Raw genomic sequence first — 14,860 nt, forward strand, 5'->3', positions numbered from 1 at the left:
GGTGAGCTATGCAAGGCATAAGAAATACTTTGGAAAAAACGCTCAACCTCGACCAGCTTCGCTCCTTCGCGCTGGTGATCGAAACCGGCAGCTTCTCCGCCGCGGCCGACCGGCTCGGCATCTCGCAGCCGGCCGTGAGCCTGCAGGTGCGCCAGCTCGAACGCCGGCTGTCAGTGCGGCTGATCGAGCGCGTCGGCAAGCGCGCCAAGGCCACGCCGGCGGGCATGGAGCTGCTGCGGCATGCGCAGCACATCGCAACCGCCGTGGACAACGCTGTCGATGCGCTGGCCGATCACGCCAGCGGCGTCACCGGCCGCGTGCGGCTGGGCACGGGCGCGACGGCCTGCCTGCACTTCCTGCCGGCGGTGCTGCGCACGCTGCGCGAACAGTTCCCGGCGCTCAGCGTGGTGGTGAGCACGGGCAACACCGAAGACCAGGCGCGCAAGGTCGAGGAAAACAGCCTCGACCTCGCGCTGGTCACGCTGCCCGTGGCGGGCCGCGCGCTGGAGGCGATGCCGGTGCTGGAGGACGAGTTCGTCGCCATCGGTCGCGCGGATGTCGCGCCGCTGAAGGCGCGCGTGACGCCGGCCGACCTGGGCGCGCTGCCATTGGTGCTGTTCGAGCCCGCGGCCAACACGCGCAAGCTGGTCGACCGCTGGTTTGCCGCCGGAGGGCTGCAGCCGCAGCCCGTGATGGAGCTGGGCAGCGTCGAGGCGATGAAGGAAATGGTGGCGGCGGGGCTGGGCCATGCCATCGTGCCGGGCATGTCGATGACGGGGCGCGGCGCCCACCCCGACCTGAAGACCAGCCGGCTGAACCCCCGCATGCACCGCACGCTGGCCGTCGTGCTGCGGCGGGACAAGCCCGTGAACAAGGCCCTGCGCGTGGTGCTCGATGCCATCGTGGCGGCCGGCAAGCCCGGCCGCCGCTAGAGCAGAAGAGAAGAAGTCATTCCGGAATCGCGGCCAGCGGCGCGCCGCCGCGCGCGCGGCCCAGCGTGCCGACGATCAGCGCCGCGATCAGCACCAGAGCGCCGCTGAGCACCATCGCGCTCGAGATGCCGTGGTTGTCGACCGTCACGCCGCCGATCAGCGCGCCGGAGGCAATCGCCACCTGGAAGCCGCTCACCAGCAGTGCCTGGCCGGCCTCGGGCGCGTCGGGCACGGCTTCCATCATCCAGCCGGTGAGCGCCACCGGGATCAGGCCGAAGGCCACGCCCCAGATCACCACCACCACCGCGCCCGGCACGAAGCCGGTGCCGATCACGGTGGACAGCAGCAGCGCCGTCGCGAGCATCAGCGCCGCCAGCAGGGTGGTGGCGCGCACGCTGCGGGCCACCAGGCTGCCGCCGAGGAAGGTGCCGATGAAGCCCACCGCGCCATACACCAGCAGCAGCGTCGACACCGAGTTGGGCGCCAGGCCGAACACCTGCTGCAGCAGCGGCTTCAGGTAGGTGTAGGCCGCGAAGTGGCCGGCAATGAAGAACAGCACCGCGAGCAGCCCGACCTGCGCCATGCGGCGCGTGAGCGGCGTGAGCAGGTCGCGCGCGCCGATGGCGCGCACCGGCGGAATCGCGGGCAGCAGCCACAGCTGCACCAGCAGCACCACGGTGGCGAGCGCGCCCGTCACCGCGAACGAGGCGCGCCAGCCGAACAGCGTGCCGAGGAACGACCCCGCCGGCACCCCGAGCACGGTGGCGGCCGACACGCCCGCCAGCACGTAAGACATGGCACGGGCCTGCGCCGCATGCGGCACCAGCTGCGTGGCGGCTGCGGGTGCAAAGGTCCAGAAGCCGCCCACGCACAGGCCGAGCAGCAGGCGGGCGACCAGCATGGTGGCGAAGTTGGGCGCGAACGCGGCCAGCAGGTTCGACGCGATGAGCAAGGTGGTGAGCGCGATCAGCACGGTGCGCCGGTCGAGCTTGCCCGAGGCGACGATCAGCGCCGGTCCGGCGAAGGCGGCCAGCACGCCGGGCATCGTGACCATCAGGCCGGCCGTGCCGTCCGATACGTTGAGGCCGCGCGCGATGTCTGTCAGCAGGCCGATGGGCATGAACTCCGTCGAGACCATCGCGAAAGTACCGACCGCGATGGAGCCGACCGCGAGCCATGCGGAGCGGGTGGCCGCCGCTGCTGGAGCCGCCGAAGCCGCGGGCACGGCGCCCACGTCGTCGATGCACGGGTTGCTGCTGGGTGAATTCATCATGGATGCTGTCCTGGAGAAGCACCGGCGACGCACGCGCCAATGCTGTTGAGAGGGCATTGGAGTGTGCGAGGCGTCGCCTTCGCGACAAAGGGGCCGGCCAGCAGTAGTCAGTTTCCCTGCGGCGAACAATCGGCACTTTTGGCGGCTATCGCCACCCGGTTGCAGGCGCTAGGAGTACGCCTGCAGCACCCGGCCGTCGGCAATGAACGAATCGCCGATCAGCACGCGGAAGACAGTGCCTTCGGGAAAGCGCGGCCGTGCCAGGGCCGGCGAGAGAAATTCGACCGGCAGCGCGGCGGGCAACCCGCGCTCCAGGGCGTCGCCGGGCGGCACCACCCAGCGCGCCGAAAACCCTTCCTTGTCGAGCACCAGCGCGCAGCGGTATTCGCCCGGCGCCACCGGCACGTCCTGCGACGGAATGGCCGGCTTGCGGAAGGTGAGCTCGACCAGCGCATGCGGCGTGAAAGCGCCCAGCGTGTCGAAGCTCGGCGGCACGTCGGCCACCGGCCTGGGCGCACGGCGCGGCCGCTTGCTGATAAGCCACGCGATGACGTTGCCGATGATCGGCACCCACAGCACCATCAGCAGCGTGGCGATGTCGCGCGTGGTCGTGCCGGGCGCCGCGTAGTGCCGCACCACCGCGCCGCCGACGGCCACGCACAGCAGGATGGCGACGATGAGCTTGCGGCGGAACTGGATCTTGGTGGTGCTCATGCCTTGGGCGGTGCCGCTTCCGGGAACGATGGAATGGCGGCGGTGTGGTCGAGCCACGGTTGCTCGTGCGAGGTCCAGATGTGCATCGACGGCCGCTCGCCCGGGTCGTCGTCGAGCGACCCCAGGCGCAATATCACCTGCGGCTGCGCCACCCATTCGGCGATCAGCTGCGTGCCGCAGCGGGTGCAGAAGTGGCGCAGCTTGCCCGGCGTCGATTCGAAGGCGCCGATCGCTTCCTCGCCCGCGGTCCAGCGGAAGTCGCCGCGGTCGACGCGCGCGGTGGTGGTGAAGGCCGCGCTGTGCGCCTTGCGGCAGGTCTGGCAATGGCAGTGGACGATGGGGCCGGCAAGGCGCGTGGCCTCGTACCGGACGGTGCCGCAGAGGCAGGAGCCCTTCATGGCTTTTCCTTTATCGGTCGCAGGATGGGAGTGGGGTTGCGAGTCTAGGCCAGCGCGGGGCCCGTCACGCGACCCGCAGCACCGCACCGGCCGGCAGCGCCTGCCAGTCGATCCATTCGCCCGCCGCCAGATGCTGCGTGGGCGCGGCGGCGCCCGGCAACTCGCCCCATTGCAGCGTGAGCGTGCGTGCCCCGAGTCGCAGTGCGATCTCGAAGCCCGGCCAGTGCGCCGGCACGTGCGGCGCGAGCGAAAGCCGGCTGCCCTTCACGCTCAGGCCCAGCAGCGTCTCGACCGCCGCGCGGTGCAGCCATGCGGCCGAGCCGGTGTACCAGCTCCAGCCGCCACGGCCGATGTACGGCGCGGCGCCGTAGATGTCGCCCGCCATCACGTAGGGCTCCAGTTCGTAGACCGGTCCGCGCTCGGGATGCTGCGCGCGGTGGGCCGGGCTCAGGCCTTCGAAGCTCTGCCACGCTGCCTCGTGGTCGCCCTGCAGCGCCTGCGCCATCAGCGCCCATACCGCGCCGTGCGAATACTGGCCGCCGTTCTCGCGCACGCCCGGCGGGTAGGCCTGGATGTAGCCGGGGTTGTTGGTCGAATTGGCGAAGGGCGGCGCCAGCAGCCGCAGCAGGCCGGCCGGTTCGTCGTGCAGCAGCTTCTTCACCGACGCCATCGCCGGACCGGTGTGGGCTGCGTCCGAGGCGCCCGAGAGCACCGACCACGCCTGCGCGATCAGGTCGATGCGGCATTCGTCGTTGGCCGACGAGCCCAGCGGCGCGCCGTTGTCGAAGAACGCGCGGCGAAACCATGCGCCGTCCCAGCCCGCGGCATGCAGCGCGGCGATCCAGCCGGTGCGCGCCGCGGTCCAGCGCGCGGCGCGCTCGTGCTCGCCGCGGGCCTGGGCGATGGGCGCGAACTGCTCGACCACGCGGCACAGGAACCACGCGAGCCACACCGATTCGCCGCGCCCCTCGTTGCCCACGCGGTTCATGCCGTCGTTCCAGTCGCCGGTGCCCATCAGCGGCAGGCCGTGCATGCCGGTCTTCAGGCTGCGGTCGATGGCGCGCGCGCCGTGCTCGAACACGGTCGCGGTCTGGCCGCTGCGCTGCGGGGCGTAGTAGGCGTCTTCGGCGCCGTCGGGAATGGCGGGGCCTTCGATGAAGCCGGCCGTCCGGTCGAGCAGCGAAGCATCGCCCGTCACTTCGACATAGTGCGCCGATGCATAGGGCAGCCACAGCAGGTCGTCGGAGAAATGCGTGCGCACGCCGGCGCCGCCGGGCATGTGCCACCAGTGCTGCACGTCGCCTTCGGGGAACTGCCGCGCCGCGTTCAGCAGGATCTGCTCGCGCAGCCGCGCCGGATCGGTGAGGGCGAAGGCCATCGCGTCCTGCAGTTGGTCGCGGAAACCGAAGGCGCCGCCCGCCTGGTAGAAGCCCGCCTTGGACCAGAGCCGACAGGCCAGCGTCTGGTACACGAGCCAGCGGTTGACCAGCGCGTCGAACAGCGGATCGGGCGTGCGCACCTGCAGGCGGCCGAGCAGCTCGTCCCAGAAGGCGTGCACCTGTGCCAGTGCCTCGGGCACGTCGCGCTGGCGCCAGCGGCGCGCGAGGCCGAGCGCGGCATCGGCGTTGTCGGCATGGCCCAGCACGAAGCTGAAGCTCGCCATCTCGCCCGCCGCCACCACGAATTCGCCGCTGATGGCCGCGCATGCGTCGAGCCCGCTGCCCGCGCGCTGGGCCAGCGTGTCGGGCACTTCGACGATGCCGCGCCCGGCGAAGAACTCGCTGCGGTCGCAGGTCCATTGCGTGGCGCCCGGCAGGCCCGCGAGCAGCAGGAATGCCGCGCTGCCGCCGAAGCCCGCGCTCGACTCGCGCTGCTCGCCGAACACGGCCGGCTGGTCCTCGGGCTTCCAGCAATGCACGGTGCGGCGCTCGCCGCGCGCCGCGCCCATCTGCCACTCGACCATCGCCAGCGCGCGCAGCCGGCGCTGGCCGGCGCCTTCGTTGCGCATGCGCACATGCACCAGCTTGACCGCGTCGTCGCGGTCCGCGAAGAAGGTGGTTTCGATCGCGAGCTCGCCCTGGCGGCACTCGAACACGGTATAGCCCTGGCCGTGCCGCACATGGTGCACGGCCTGGCCGGCGCTGCCGCCGGCGGGCGTGAGAGGCAGCATCTCGCGCGTTGCCACATCCTGCAGCAGGTAGTGCTCGAAGGCCGGGTCCTGCACCGGGTCGTTCGACCACGGCGTGACCTGGTGCATGCGGCTGTTGCCGGCCCAGGTGAAGCCGGTGCCCCACTCGGACACCTGGAAGCCGAAGTTCGCGTTGGCAATGACATTGACCCAGGGGCGCGGCGTATGCCGGCCCGCGCCGACCTCGAAGTGGAACTCGCCCGTTTCCGCGTCGAAGTCGCCCGTGGGCGCGCCGGTGGCTTGCGTCGCCGTGGCGTGCGACAGCAGCGGCACGCCGCGCGGCGCGGCCGCATCGTCGGTGCCCGGCGTCGTGTCGTTGCGTGCTTCGTGCAGCGCCGCCACCTGCACTTCGAGCGGGCGCCCCTCGGCGGTGAACACCACCCGCGCCAGGCTGGAGAGCGCGGCTTTTTCCGACGGCACCACGTCCTGGTCGCGCAGCAGGTAGAAGCCCGCGGTGTCGTTGCGCGGAAAGCTGTTCTGCGTCTGCTGCGTCACGCGCGAGCGCAGGGCCTCGATCTCTCGCTGCAGCGGCATGAGGTACGAGTTGGGCTCGCTGTTGAGCACCACCAGGTCGCAGGCCACGCCGCCGAAGCCCCACCACGGCTGCGCGCGCAGCAGCGTGTTGATCAGGCCCATGCCGATCATCGAGTGGATGTGCACCAGCACGATGGGCTTGTCGCCCGAGATGCCGAAGCGCCAGATCTGCCGCAGGTCGATCAGCCCGCGGTCGCTCATGACGCGCGGCGTGGTGTAGGTGAGGATGGTCGTCAGGTCCTGCAGCGCCACGTTCTGCGCGGGCGCGATGCTCAGGTCGCGCAGCCGCACCTGCGCCAGCGTGGCGGCCATGCGGGTGGCGCGCTCCACGTGCATTGGCTGCATGTAGCGGTCGATGCCGGGCATCAGCGCCTCGATGCTCTCGCCGGCGGCGGTGGCGAAGCTCAGGCGCGCGGTGGCGCCCGGCGCGAGCGACAGGCGCACGCGCAGGCAGGCGATGGGGTCCAGGCCGTTCACCTGCTGGCCGTTGGGCGCGAGCGGCTGCGCGTCGAGCGCCGGGTCGGCCAGCGTGCGGTTGCGGCCGATGAAGGCGCGCCGGTCGGTCATGCAGTCGATGGACAGCACATGGGCGTCCGCCGAGGCCAGGAAATGCGCGGCGGCCGCCACCGCGTCGCCGTGCAGGCGCGGCTTGCGCGACATCAGCAGCGCGCGCCACGCGGGCTCCCAGCGCGACTCCACGAACAGGTTGGCGAAGGCCGGGTGCGCCTCGTCGGCCTTGGGGTTCGACAGCACCGGCTCGAAGTACGACAGCAGCTCGAGGGTGCGCGTCTGGTCGCCGCCGTTGTGCAGCGTGATGTTGCGCAGCTCGGTGTCGTCCTCCGGGCTGATGAGCACGGTGGTGCGTACCTGCAGGCCGGGGCCGGTGGCATCGAACTGCACCTGGTCGGCCAGGAAGCGCGCGCGGTAGCGCCAGCCTTCGCCGGGCGCGGGCAGGGCGGTGAGGGAGGTCAGCGCCTGCTGCCCTTCGTCGCGCACATAGAAGAAGGTGCCGTAGCTGTCGCGCAACGGGTCGTCACGCCAGCGCGTGACGTTGAACGCGTGCCAGCGGCTCACCCCGGCGCCGTTGGCGCGCAGTGCCACGGTGTAGCGGCCGTTCGACAGCAGGTGCGTGGGCTGGAAGCCCGGCGCCATCGGGTCGACCACGCGGGGCTGGAACAGCGGCGCCAGCTCGGCCTGGCCGGGCTCGGGCGGCGTGCGCGGGTCGGCGCTGCCGATGATCTGGCGCGGCGTGCGCTCGTGCAGCAGCGACTCGTGCGCCTGCACCAGCGCGGCGCTGCCGAACCAGCGGCGCGGCGCATCGGCGCACAGCACATTGCACAGCGCCACCAGCGACATGCCCTGGTGGTGCGCCATGAAGTTGCGCACCACGGTGAAGTCCTGGCCCTCGGTCTGGCGCGAGGCGGTGAAGTCGACGGCGTCGTGAAAGCCGAACTCGCCGCGCGCGCCGAGCGATTCGAGCAGCTCCAGGTTGACCACCGCGGCCTCCGGCGTGAACGGCGCCGCCATGACGCTGGCATAGGGCGCCACCACGCGGTCTGCCGGCGGCGTGCGCCGCAGCGCGAGGCGCGGCACGCCGAAGGGCGAGTACTGGTAGGCCAGCGAATGGTCCTGCCCGAAATAGGCCGACTCCGAAACGCCCCACGGCAGGCCTTGCGCGCGGCCGAAGGCCTGCTGCTCGGCCACGGCGGCGGCGTTGGCCACCTGCAGCAGGCCGTCTTCAGGCTCGGTCATCACCAGCGCGGGCATGACGTACTCGAACATCGAGCCCGACCACGACTTCAGGCTGGGCTGGAAGCCCACCAGCAGAAAGGGCCGGCCGAGCGCCATCCAGTGGCGGCGCGGCACGTCGCCCTTGGCGATCGCCAGGAAGCTCAGCAGCCGCGACTCCGAGGCCAGCAGGTCGTAGTAGCTGGCGTCGAGCACGTTCTCTTCCACGCGCAGGCCGATGTGGAACAGGTGGCGCTTGGCGTCGTAGAGGCCGCTGAAGTCCATGCCGTCGTGCAGGGCGTCGCAGCGCCGGGCCAGTGCCTCGAGCGCCGGCGCTTCTTGCGGATGGCCGCCTTCGGCCGCGAACGCGCGGCAGGCCTGAGCCACGGCCACGAGGTGGCCCGCGAAGTTGCCGCTGTCCACGCTGGACACATAGTCGGGCGGCAGCGGGGCGAGTGTCTGCGTGTCGTACCAGTTGAAGAGGTGGCCGTCGTGCTTCTGTAGGCGGTCGACGGTGTCCAGCGTGGCCGTCAGGCGTGCCAGCAGCGCGGCGGTGTCGATCCAGCGGAACTCGCGCGCGCAGCAGGCGGCCAGCAGGTACATGCCGATGTTGGTCGGCGAAGTGCGGTGCGCAATGGTGGGCTGCGGCTCCAGCTGCAGGTTGTCGGGCGGCAGATGGTTGTCTTCCGGGCCGACCACATGCTCGAAGAAGCGCCAGGTGTCGTGCGCAAGCTTGTCGAGGTAGCTGCGCCTTTCGGCGCTGAGCGGGTCGGCTGCCTTGGGCTCGACGCGGCTGCTCCACCAGGCCGCGACCGGCGCGAGCGCCCACAGCAGGAACAGCAGGGGCCCGAGCACCGGGTAGGCGCTCCAGTGCGCCGCCACCGCGAGCGCGAGGCACAGCACGCTGCTTGCGGCCGCATTGCGCAGGAACGGCGCCAGTTGCTGGCTCGCCTGTGCCTGGGCCTGCGCCGCCGTGGTCCATTCGAGCAAGTGCCGCCGGCTCACGACCAGCCGCCACGTCGCGCGGAACCAGGCGTCGAGCAGCAGGCGCGTCTGCGCCGCCAATTGCACGAACTGCCATGCGGCACCCGCCATCGAACGCAGCAGCTCGACCGCGCCCACGTCGAAGAAGTGCCGCAGCTCGATGGCGCGGCGCGTGGGCACCAGCCCGGCCAGCGCGCCGAGCAGCGGGCCTAGCGTGAGCGCCGAGGCCACCGCGGCCAGCGCCCAGCCCAGCGGCATGGCCTGCGTGAAGATGACCAGCGCCAGCAGCGCGAAGGAGGCGGGCACGACCAGCGAGCGGCGCAGGTTGTCGCCCATCTTCCACAGGCCCAGCGCGTCGATGCCGAAGCGGCGCGCGCGCCACATCAGCGGCAGCAGTTGCCAGTCGCCGCGCACCCAGCGGTGCACGCGCGATGCCGCAACGCCGGCATGGTGCGGATGGTCCTCGACAAGCACCACGTCGCTCACCATCGCGCAGCGCGCGACCGTGCCTTCGAGCAGGTCGTGGCTGAGCACCGCGCCGTCGGGCAGGCGGCGGTCTAGCGTGGCGTGCAGGGCGCGCACGTTGAGCAGGCCCTTGCCGGTGAAGGAGCCGCTGCCGAACACGTCCTGGTAGATGTCCGATGCGCCGCTGCCGTAGGGGTCGAGGCCGCACTGGCCCGCGAACATCCAGTGGTACGGCGAGCGCTCGTTGCGTGTCGGGAACGGCGTCACGATGCGCGGCTGCAGGATGCCGAAGCCCGCCACCACGCGCCGGCTGCCTCCATCGACCTCGGGCGTGTTGAGCGGATGGGCCGCGATCGACACCAGGTCGCGCAGCGCGCCGGGCGGCAGCCCGGTGTCGCTGTCGAGCGTGAGCACGTAGGGCGTGCGGCCCACGGCGAGTTGCTGGCCCGGCGCGAGTGGCAGGAAGCCGCTGGCGTCGCCGGTCGCGAGCAGGCGCACCAGCATTTCGAGCTTGCCGCGCTTGCGCTCCCAGCCCATCCAGCGCTGCTCCGTGTCGCTCCAGGTGCGTGGGCGGTGCAGCAGCAGAAAACGCGGTGCGGCGCCATCGGCCGACGGGTACTTGGCGTTGAGCGCGGCGATGCGCTGCAGTGCGTCGTCGAGCAGCGGTGCGTCGGTGGGCAGCGTGGCTTGCGCGGCATCGGCCCAGTCGGTCAGCAGCGCGAACTGCGCGTGGTCTTCGCGGTTGGACAGCCAATGCAGTTCGAGGCGGTGCGCGAGTTGCGCGTTGTTCGCTGTCGAACTCAGCAAGGTGGGAATGACGACGAGGGCGCGGTGCCGCTCGGGAATGCCGCTGGCAAAGTCCAGGCGCGGCAGGGCCTGCACGCGCACCGACTCCGCCATGATGCGCTGGGCCAGCGCGATCAGCGCCTCGGACAATGGCCATGCCAGCAAGACCAGCGCGAGTACCGTGGTCCAGTCTCCGCGATGCGGCAGGCCGTGCACCACGGCCGTCAGCAGCAACGCGGTGCCGAGCGCCACCGAGCCCACGTACACGGGCAGGCGCCAGCCGCGATGGCTGCGTGCCTGGCCCATGCCCGCGGTGCGCGTGGCACGGCCCGTGGGGCTGTCGGCCTGCAGCGCGGCAATCAACGCGGGGCGGCCCTGGCCGAAGAGGTAGTAGCCCGCCGTGCCGTCGGCCCGGTCGGTCTCGGCCCCGGCGTCCTCGGCCGGCGCGGCGGCGGCCAGCCGCACCACGGCCTGCGCCACTTCGCGCTCGGGCCGCTCGGTGCCGCGCGCCACCTGTTCCATCGCATGCGTGATCTGCTGGCGCGTGATTTCGCTTTCGTTCGCGAAGCTCGGCAACTCGCGCAGCACGCGCAGCGAACGGCTTACCGGTTCGATCAGGTCGCTCCATTCGACCTGGCCGATCATGCGCAGCGTGGTGATGATGTTGCCGACCGTGAGGTTGGCGGCGGCCTGCGCGTTCTGCGCTTCGCCGATCAGCGCCGGGCCGTTGGGGCAGTGCTGCTCGGTCCAGCGCACCAGTGGGGGCATGTCTTCGCTGCGCTCCACCGGCAGGCGCTGCCACAGTTGCGTGAGGTAGTTGTCCTGCAGGCCGTGGCTCTGCAGCGCGCGGTAGAGCACGTCGAGGTCTTGCGTGGAGAGCTTGGCGGCGGCGTCCCAGGCGGCATGCGCGATTTCTCGCGCGACCTTGTTCTCGGCAATGCTCTCGGCCATGCGCCGCAGGTTCTCCAGCAGTACCACGCGCAGGGTGGTGGGCAGCGCCCACAGCTCGCCCAGCGTGAGTTCGTCGACGTCCTGGTAGGCGTTCAGAAAGGCGGTGAAGAGCGTCTTGTTGAGCACGCTGTCGGTGTGCGCCACATAGGCCCAGGCAATGCCGTACACGCGCGGCAGGCCCGCGAGCGGCGGCGTGGCGAGCTTGGGAAGCCGCGCGTAGTAGCTGCGCGGCACGCCGTCATGGATCTGCTGGAGCTGCGCCTCGACCAGATGGAAGTTGTCGAGCAGCCACTCGGCCGCAGGCGACACATAGCGACCGCTGAGCGAGGTCAGCGCGATGTAGTCGAAGGCACTGCGCAGCGAGGCCAGGTTCTCGTCCACGCGCGGAAAAAAGGGCGCTCCCTGGCGCGCGTGGTGGTGCTCGTCTTGCACCGGCTGTGCCTGGGCCAGGCTGCGGCCGTGCTGCTCGAAGCGTTGGACACCGAAGAGTTCGGCGCGGATCGGAAGCGCTACCGGGTCGTGCGGACCCAGCAAAAGGGTCCGGGCGTAGTGACTGAGCCCCTCGAGGCGGTCGACAACGGCTGCGGCGCTCAAGTGAGGGCGAACAGGCCGACGCCGAGGACGACGGCCACGCAGGCCATCGTGACGATGCGACCCGCAGCCAGTGCGCGCACGCGCTGCATGTGGCTGCGCACCGAGAACCATCGCCCGTGGGCGCGCGCGCAGTGGCGCATGTGGGAGGCCAGCGCTTCGAAATCGCTGCCGACGAAATCGATCTGCGAATGGGTAAGGGACTGCGGGACTGGCATGGCAACGGGCTCCTTGTAACGACTTCGAGCTGCCGCGCGATTGCGAGAACTTTGACCGTCTCCGACCGTACCCTTTTAAATGACCTTACAGGTGCCTCATTGCCGCGTGTTCACGTAGGAAGGGGCGCACAAGGCGCCCCTTTCGACATTCAGGCTCAGCGGCCCGTCAACCCGTGTTGCGCAGCCCCGCGGCCACTCCGTTGATCGAGATGTGGATGCCGCGCTGCAGCCGCTCGCCGCCGTCGCCCGCGCGGTAGCGGCGCATCAGTTCGACCTGCAGGTGATGCAGCGGGTCGATGTACGGGAAGCGGTGGCGCACCGAGCGCTGCATTTCCGCATTGCCTTCGAGCCGTTGCCTGGCGCCGGTGATGAGCGTGAGCGCGTCTGACGTGCGATGCCATTCGGCATCGATCATCGAGAACACCTTCTGGCGCAGCTTGCGGTCGGTCACCAGCTCGGCATAGCGCGAGGCCAGCGCGAGGTCGCTCTTGGCCAGCACCATGTCCATGTTCGACAGCAGCGTGCGGAAGAACGGCCATTGCTCGTACATGCGCTGCAGCAGCGCCTGGCGCTCCTTCTTGCCCGCGGCGTTGCCGGCCGCGGCCAGGAACTGCTCGACGCCCGAGCCGAAGCCGAACCAGCCCGGAATCGTCAGGCGGCACTGGCCCCAGCTGAAGCTCCACGGCACCGCGCGCAGGTCGTCGATCTTGTGGCTCGGGTTGCGCGAAGCGGGGCGCGAGCCGATGTTGAGCTCGGCGATCTCGCGAATGGGCGTGGCGCTGAAGAAGTATTCGCCGAAGCCCGGTGTCTCGTAGACCAGCTTGCGGTACGCGGCCATGCTCGCGGCCGATAGCTCGCCGGCCGCCGAAAGGAAAGCGGCAGGCGCCGACTTGCCCTGCGGCAGCAGGGTGGCCTCCAGCGTGGCGGCCACCAGCGTCTCGAGGTTGCGCCGGCCGATCTCGCGGTTGGCGTACTTCGAGCCGATGACTTCGCCCTGCTCGGTCAGGCGGATCTGGCCGCGCACCGTGCCGGGCGGCTGCGCCAGGATGGCCTGGTAGCTCGGGCCGCCGCCGCGTCCCACTGTGCCGCCACGGCCATGGAACATGCGCAGGCGGATCGGGTTGGTCTTCTTCTTGTTGAGTTCGTCGAACAGCGCCACCAGCGCGATGCCGGCGCGGTACAGCTCCCAGTTGCTGGTGAAGATGCCGCCGTCCTTGTTGCTGTCGGAGTAGCCGAGCATCACGTCCTGTTCGGCGCCGGAGCGTTCGATCAGTGCCTGGATGTTCGGCAGTGCGTAGAAGGCACGCACGATGGGCGCTGCATTGCGCAGGTCTTCGATGGTCTCGAACAGCGGCACCACGATCAGGTCGCAGGTCGCGTTGCTGTTCATCGCGCCGCGCAGCAGGCCCACTTCTTTTTGCAGCAGCAGCGCCTCGAGCAGGTCGCTCACCGTTTCGGTGTGGCTGATGATGTAGTGGCGGATGGCCGCCGCGCCGTAGCGCGCACGCGCGGCACGGGCGGCGGCGAAGATGGCCAACTCGCTCTTCGCGAGCGGCGAGTAGTCGGCGTCGGGCACGCGCAGCGGGCGGGCGTCGTCGAGCAGCTTGAGCAGAAGCGTCTGCTTGGCCTCTTCGGCCAGCGAGGCATACGAAGGCTCGATGCGCGCGGTGGCCAGCAGCTCGGCGATCACGGCTTCGTGCTTGTCGGAGCTCTGGCGCAGGTCGACCGTGGCCAGGTGGAAGCCGAACACCTCCACCGCGCGGATCAGCGGACGCAGGCGCGGCGCCGCGAGCACGCTGCCGTGCTTTTCGTCGAGCGATTCCTCGACGGTGCGCAGGTCGGCCAGGAACTCTTCGGCCGTGGCGTACGGGTTCTGCGGCGCGACCGCGTGGCGCGCGGCCTCGCCGCCCGTGAGCTCGCGCAGCGTGGCCGCCAGTCGCGCGTAGACGCCGGTGAGGGCGCGGCGATAGGGCTCGTCCTTGCGGTGCTCGCTGGTGTCGGGCGAGCGCTCGGCCAGCGCCTGCATCTCGACCGTCACGTCGACCAGCGTGGCCGACAGGGAAAGCTCGCCGCCCAGGTAGTGCACTTCGGTGAGGTAGTGGCGCAGCGCCAGTTCGCTCTGGCGGCTGAGCGCGTAGTTGAGCGTCTCGGCCGTGACGTTGGGGTTGCCGTCGCGGTCGCCGCCGATCCACTGGCCCATGCGCAGGAAGGGCGCGACCGACGGGGCATGGCCGCCTTGCGCCAGCGCGTTCTCGAGGTCGGCATACACGCGCGGGATCTCGCGCAGGAAGGTGGCTTCGTAGTAGCTCAGCGCGTTCTCGATCTCGTCGGCCACGGTGAGCTTGGAAAAGCGCAGCAGCCGCGTCTGCCAGATCTGCGTGACGCGGATGCGCATCTGCGTTTCGTTCTCCGCGAATTCGAGTGGCGAGAGAGCGTCCTTGCCGCCGGCGTAGGCGCTCTGGCGCAGCTTGATCTCGTCGCGCGTGGTCAGCAGCAGCGCGATGGCGCGCTCGGCGTCGAGAATGCTCTTGCGCTGCACTTCGGTCGGGTGCGCGGTGAGCACCGGCGACACATAGCTGTGGGCCAGCGAGGCGACGATTTCGTCGGGCTTCACGCCGGCCTTGCGGATGCGGGCCAGCGCAGTCTGCAGATCGCCTTCGGCGCTTTCGCCGGCGCGCTCGGCCTCGGTGCGGCGGCGGATCTGGTGGCGGTCCTCCGCCAGGTTGGCCAGGTGGCTGAAGTAGGTGAAGGCGCGAATGACGCGCACGGTTTCCGCGGCGCTCAGGCCCTTGAGCAGGTTCTTCAGCGCGCGGTCGGCGGCATGGTCGGCATCGCGGCGGAACGCCACCGACAGCGTGCGCACCTTCTCGACGAGCGCATAGGTTTCTTCGCCTTCCTGCTCCCGGATCACGTCGCCGAGGATGCGGCCCAACAGTCGGATATCGTCGATCAGCGGCTGGTCTTCGGCCTGGCGGCGCTTGGGAGGAGCAGTTGTCTTGCTGGCTTTCATTCGATTTTTTTCCTGATCTCTTGAATGGGTGCGCCGCCTGCGTTGTTGCGGCGCAACATGCTAGCATTCCGGCGGTTTGAAACATGTA

7 protein-coding genes are annotated in these 14,860 nt (G+C 70.3%); 1 reads left to right on the top strand and 6 read right to left on the bottom strand.

Going from position 1 to position 14,860, the window contains the following annotated elements; translation table 11 throughout:
• The first annotated feature begins 8 nt into the window (after positions 1-8).
• The gene (locus L3V85_RS10205) at positions 9-932 is read left to right on the top strand and encodes a LysR family transcriptional regulator (protein WP_237679191.1); all 924 of its coding nucleotides are present in this window, start codon (positions 9-11) and stop codon (positions 930-932) included.
• 16 nt (positions 933-948) lie between these two features.
• On the opposite strand, the gene L3V85_RS10210 is transcribed toward L3V85_RS10205, so the two are convergent.
• The 6 genes from L3V85_RS10210 to ppc all read right to left on the bottom strand — a co-directional run bounded on the left by L3V85_RS10210 (position 949) and on the right by ppc (position 14,772).
• A complete protein-coding gene (locus tag L3V85_RS10210; protein WP_237679192.1) occupies positions 949-2,205 on the bottom strand; it encodes an MFS transporter in 1,257 nt (418 codons plus the stop codon).
• Between the two features lie 168 nt (positions 2,206-2,373).
• Positions 2,374-2,919 carry a hypothetical protein gene (locus L3V85_RS10215; protein WP_237679193.1) on the bottom strand — a complete coding sequence of 182 codons (546 nt, stop codon included), beginning with the start codon at positions 2,917-2,919 and terminating at the stop codon, positions 2,374-2,376.
• Entirely contained in the window at positions 2,916-3,317 is a 402-nt protein-coding gene (locus tag L3V85_RS10220; RefSeq protein ID WP_237679194.1) for a GFA family protein, read from the bottom strand. The genes L3V85_RS10215 and L3V85_RS10220 overlap by 4 nt, the downstream gene beginning before the upstream one ends.
• A 64-nt stretch (positions 3,318-3,381) precedes the next feature.
• Positions 3,382-11,547 carry a GH36-type glycosyl hydrolase domain-containing protein gene (locus tag L3V85_RS10225; protein ID WP_237679195.1) on the bottom strand — a complete coding sequence of 2,722 codons (8,166 nt, stop codon included), beginning with the start codon at positions 11,545-11,547 and terminating at the stop codon, positions 3,382-3,384.
• Positions 11,544-11,762 (bottom strand): hypothetical protein, encoded by a 219-nt coding sequence (locus tag L3V85_RS10230; RefSeq protein ID WP_237679196.1) that lies wholly within the window; start codon positions 11,760-11,762, stop codon positions 11,544-11,546. The genes L3V85_RS10225 and L3V85_RS10230 overlap by 4 nt, the downstream gene beginning before the upstream one ends.
• Positions 11,763-11,928: 166 nt before the next feature.
• Positions 11,929-14,772 carry a phosphoenolpyruvate carboxylase gene (gene ppc, locus L3V85_RS10235; protein WP_237679197.1) on the bottom strand — a complete coding sequence of 948 codons (2,844 nt, stop codon included), beginning with the start codon at positions 14,770-14,772 and terminating at the stop codon, positions 11,929-11,931.
• Between the last annotated feature and the right edge of the window lie 88 nt (positions 14,773-14,860).

Source organism: Variovorax paradoxus, assembly GCF_022009635.1.
GTDB lineage: Bacteria > Pseudomonadota > Gammaproteobacteria > Burkholderiales > Burkholderiaceae_C > Variovorax.

What these genes read in the sequence shown, in the direction of transcription:
- L3V85_RS10205 (WP_237679191.1), top strand. Translation starts at nt 9, where the DNA reads ATGCAAGGCATAAGAAATACTTTGGAAAAAACGCTCAACCTCGACCAG.
- L3V85_RS10210 (WP_237679192.1), bottom strand. Translation starts at nt 2,205, where the DNA reads ATGATGAATTCACCCAGCAGCAACCCGTGCATCGACGACGTGGGCGCC.
- L3V85_RS10215 (WP_237679193.1), bottom strand. Translation starts at nt 2,919, where the DNA reads ATGAGCACCACCAAGATCCAGTTCCGCCGCAAGCTCATCGTCGCCATC.
- L3V85_RS10220 (WP_237679194.1), bottom strand. Translation starts at nt 3,317, where the DNA reads ATGAAGGGCTCCTGCCTCTGCGGCACCGTCCGGTACGAGGCCACGCGC.
- L3V85_RS10230 (WP_237679196.1), bottom strand. Translation starts at nt 11,762, where the DNA reads ATGCCAGTCCCGCAGTCCCTTACCCATTCGCAGATCGATTTCGTCGGC.
- ppc (WP_237679197.1), bottom strand. Translation starts at nt 14,772, where the DNA reads ATGAAAGCCAGCAAGACAACTGCTCCTCCCAAGCGCCGCCAGGCCGAA.